The sequence below is a fragment of the Bradyrhizobium genomosp. III genome (genome assembly GCF_000261705.1).
Classification (GTDB): domain Bacteria; phylum Pseudomonadota; class Alphaproteobacteria; order Rhizobiales; family Xanthobacteraceae; genus Bradyrhizobium; species Bradyrhizobium ottawaense.
The window spans coordinates 1-3,830 of record NZ_AJQF01000562.1 but is presented as its reverse complement, the minus strand read 5'-3'; the positions used below and the strand labels follow the sequence as shown (position 1 = coordinate 3,830).

Here is a 3,830-nt window from a genome sequence, read left to right as displayed (position 1 = left end):
ACCAGTCAATCAAATGGGAGAAAAGCTCCGCTTACAATTTTTGCTCGTTCAGACCGACACAAATTGCTCAAAGATTCGTGGAGAGAAAAGCAGATGAGCGATGAGCCCGACCTCGAGAGCAGAGTCGTTGCAGCGATACGACACTATCGTGCGGCGCTCGACGTGGCGGAAAACCTGGAACGAGAGGACGCGTGCGCGCATCGAGCGCTGACGAGCACCCTGCTCGATTTGGAGCGTGCCCTGCGAGGCGAAGCGGCCCCGCATCTCAACAACAACCTGTTTGAGACCGGCTCCACGGCGGTTGCACGGTCGGATAAAACATGGGCCGACCTGGTCGAGGCGACTGCGAGATTGGATTCGGCCCGTCGAACCTTAGCTGCTCTGGAACGGCAGTTGGGATATCTTCCAAAAGTCTCGAGGGGAGCGGATCACAAGTGAGGTTAGATAAGAGTCTCGCACGATCGGAAGGTTTCCCGACCATTTCAGAGCGGCGGCGGCAACGCTCTGACGGGCTCGTGTCCCAGCCAAAATCCCGCGCCCAAAACAGACCTCTCTGCGTCCTCGTGTTTGGGACCGCCGAGGTACAGCGCGCGAATCGGGACCTTGCTGGATCCCAACCTTCCAACTTTCCCGCCGCCTCGCCGCGTCCTCCTATGCAGGAATAGACCTCGACGCACTGGCTCGATCGTCCTGTCGAGCGTGCACAGTTTCTGATGACGCTGACCAGCGCGAGTCCTGGTTGAGTTTCTTCTGCTTGTGACTCGGCGTGGAAACGGCATTGCAGCCTCTTCGATCTTCGGCGCGGCTGCGATCATGTGATCAAGCTCTAAAAAGTGGTTCGACGACAGGCAGGCGCTTGAGGCCAGCGTCAACGTTGTCGGAAAAGTGGAAGCCGTGCCGGCTCACACCGTAATCAAAACAGACGTCAAGCGCCAATCCAAGGGCCAGAGCTGCGCTTACGATCAACGTCGAACCGATGCGTTCGAACCACCAATCTCATTGGTGGCGCCTGCTCCGGTGCGATCGATGACCCAGGCCACCATGTAGCCCTTGGCCTGCTCGGTCTGCACCTGCCGGAGGGCCTCAGAGTAGGTTAGTAAGGGCTCTTGCGCCGGGTAGACGGCGCGGTCGGTCGGGGTGACAAAGTGATGGCAGCACACGCGATAGTCTTTAGCCTCGAACATCGGAATCCTCCTCTCGCCTCAGGTTGCGCGGCCATACGCGCTTTCAGATACTGCCCTACCACAGAGAATGCGGCCTTTAAGAGGCCGCGCGCTTCTTCAACACCCCATAAGGTTGGTCGGGCTGCCAGACGCAGGTCGGCGATGTCCGACCACATCGCGCGCTTGATTCTCTGCAGCAGCACCGGCAAAGAAGTGCCCGGGTGTCATTCCATAATTCACCCGTGTCCGGACTTCGATTTCCCGTTCGTCCGCAATTGCTCCGTCGATCGCTCAACGGCTGCACCGATGTCACCTAGTCAGCTTTCAAACCTTGCTGAGGCTGCTGGATCGACAATGCTTGGACCGAGCTCCGGCGCGATTTAGTGAGCTTCTCGATCAGTTCAGACTGCGGTCTCGGTTTTGCCGCGAGACGGTGGGGTTCAAATCGGGCCGTGGAGCCTCCACATCATCGCCACAGTCCGAAGACACCCGCCTGGTGCAATTGATGTAGCGAGAGAATGAATCGTTTGGCCCTGATCGATTCATAGAAAGCATTGGACCTCGCTTCCACAGGAAGCGAGAATCCATGCATGCCGAACCTTAAGCTAGGGCCGCTTCACCTTCGCCGCATCGACACCACCCGCAACATGCGGCGGTTTTACTTGCTTTCGATCCAACCGACCTTGTTCGGCGGGGTCTCGCTGATCCGCGACTGGGGCCGGATCGGCACGACCGGCCAGACGATGGTGCAGACTTTCGATGCCAGCGCTGAAGCGGGCGAAGCATTCGGACGGCTGGAGCGCGCCAAGCGCAGGCGCGGATACACCTCTGCTGAGGAGAGAGTCTGAGGTTTCGTCAATTTCCCGGGGATTACGGATCCACTTACGATGCCTGGAACGTGAAGTGACAGAAACCGTTGAGCCTGACGGGACGATTTGAAACGCTTCATGATCCGCCGCGTTGCCGCGTCGGCTGATGAGAATTCTCAGCCCGATTGTTGAGAGCTCTGTGCTGGCGATGTTCGACGAAAAAGCCCATCTTCGCCCTCGCAGCGCCGTGCGAACGCTTGTCCGTGATCATCACGCGCGGCGGCGTGCCGGCGGATTTCAAGAGCTTCTTCAGGAGCCGCTGGGAAACCGGAAATACAACCAAACGGCATAGCTGATCACTTCCGATGGGAAGCGATGGCGGCGATAAAGAGGGTCCCGGGCGGTCGGCATGCCGGTCGTCTACCCCTCGGCCGCTCCAATTCGTTAACTTGACGGTACCCGCTGCTCGTCGACAGCGATGGCACGATCATCGCGGGCGAAGGCCGATACCTGGCCGCGCGAAAGCTCGGTCTCCTCGAGGCGCCGGTCAGCTGACCGGTCTTTCCGAAGCGCAGCGTCGCGCGCTCGCCCTTGCCGACAACCGCATCGCGCTGTCGGTGGTCCGGCGGCTCGTCGGATACGGGCGCTTCGACGGGGGCGAGACGGCCCGCGTGATGGCACGTCTCTACGCCGCGGCGCGCCTGCTGGTGAACTTCTTCCAGCCGTCATTCAAGCTCAAAGAGAAGCGCCGCGAGGGTCCGCCCACGGCGACATCAACCCCTGAGTCGCGCTTGCAGTGCCTGCCGATTGGCAACGACGTTGCTGAGGTTCAGCTGGTCTGGCTCCCGTCCTTGCGCCAATTGCCTAACCAGCTCCCGCGTGCCGTCCACGACAAAGACGCCGCAATCATAAGTGTTCTGCTGCTGGGCCATGCCGGCGGGCTGCAGGGCGAGGTTCAGCCTTTCTGCGAGTTGTCTTGCATGCGTCTCGTTGTATCTCCCGTAGGAATCGTAGTGATAGGCGACAGGCCGTTGCCGGTTGCTGCGATCAACGAACAGCAGCGACCAATGCCTGCCGCGGTCCGTAGCACTGGCATCGTTCACTGGCAGCAACAGGAAGTCGGCTGTATCGTTATCACGCCGATCATGGACGATGCGATGGAATACGCGTAGCACGTCGCTCTCCGCGCCCAGGCGCAGCCGCAGCGCTTCGAGGGGATCTACGAACCGCGTCCGGGCGGCGAGATCCGAATCGCTCCTCTGCAAATCCAGCTCCTGAAGCTGGTAATCCCTGAGGATATGCTCGTCGCCCAGCCATTCCGTGTCCTCGAGCACCAGCCCGCTGTTATGGGACAAGGCTATCGGATTCAACGCCCCGATCTGAGCATCGGAGGAGGTGATCGGAAACCGCCGCACGATATCGTCGCGCAATGGGGACGGTGCGGGCGCGGTCAGATCAACCAATGGAAGACCGTCGTAGGTGTCTGAACGAGCCCTGGCAGAAGGCGCTGGCGCAAAGTGAGCACTGTCATCCAACTCGGCCGCATCCGGATCAAGCAGTGCCCCAAACCCACGATAGAGATCCTGAGCCCTGGCAGTTGATGGTGATGCCGGTTCTTGCATCTGCCGCGCAAGCTCCTCGCTCAACCACGCCAAAGCGTCATCGTCCGAGTGGGCGGACACCGGAGAAAGCCCCTGCGGCGAGCCGAGCTGTTGAGCGCCCTGGTGATGCCCCGGTACCGGCCCGGCAAACGGCGGCGGAAAGCCAGGCGCCCGGCTCCAAGCATTGTCGCGCAACTCAAATGATGTGGGCGAATTCGGATTAAACGATACCTCAAGACCGCCGTAGGTGTCTGAGC

The 3,830-nt window shown here is 60.3% G+C and carries 4 protein-coding genes and 1 pseudogene; 2 read left to right on the top strand and 3 right to left on the bottom strand.

What is annotated here, in order from left to right; genetic code table 11:
• A partial coding sequence (locus IC66_RS0142020) for a hypothetical protein (protein WP_244429253.1) occupies positions 1–438 on the top strand: 438 nt, incomplete at its 5' end.
• 524 nt (positions 439–962) lie between these two features.
• Here the strand turns inward: IC66_RS0142020 and IC66_RS0142015 are convergent.
• Positions 963–1,184: a hypothetical protein gene (locus IC66_RS0142015; RefSeq protein ID WP_014497999.1), complete on the bottom strand. Its 222-nt coding sequence runs from the start codon at positions 1,182–1,184 to the stop codon at positions 963–965.
• Between the two features lie 569 nt (positions 1,185–1,753).
• Here IC66_RS0142015 and IC66_RS0142010 point away from each other — a divergent pair.
• Positions 1,754–2,011, top strand: coding sequence for a WGR domain-containing protein (locus IC66_RS0142010; RefSeq protein ID WP_011084508.1), 258 nt, complete (start codon positions 1,754–1,756; stop codon positions 2,009–2,011).
• A 50-nt stretch (positions 2,012–2,061) separates the two neighbouring features.
• Here the strand turns inward: IC66_RS0142010 and IC66_RS0142005 are convergent.
• Together IC66_RS0142005 and IC66_RS46980 are read right to left on the bottom strand one after the other, a co-directional pair.
• A pseudogene (locus IC66_RS0142005) lies at positions 2,062–2,383 on the bottom strand (DDE-type integrase/transposase/recombinase); the annotation flags it as partial.
• A 362-nt stretch (positions 2,384–2,745) separates the two neighbouring features.
• Positions 2,746–3,830, bottom strand: a 1,085-nt coding sequence (locus tag IC66_RS46980) for a Ulp1 family isopeptidase (RefSeq protein WP_244429252.1), incomplete at its 5' end; no start/stop codon positions are given.

Bases quoted from the DNA above. Each gene is read 5' to 3' on its own strand.
- IC66_RS0142010 (WP_011084508.1), top strand. From the start codon at position 1,754: ATGCCGAACCTTAAGCTAGGGCCGCTTCACCTTCGCCGCATCGACACC.
- IC66_RS0142015 (WP_014497999.1), bottom strand. From the start codon at position 1,184: ATGTTCGAGGCTAAAGACTATCGCGTGTGCTGCCATCACTTTGTCACC.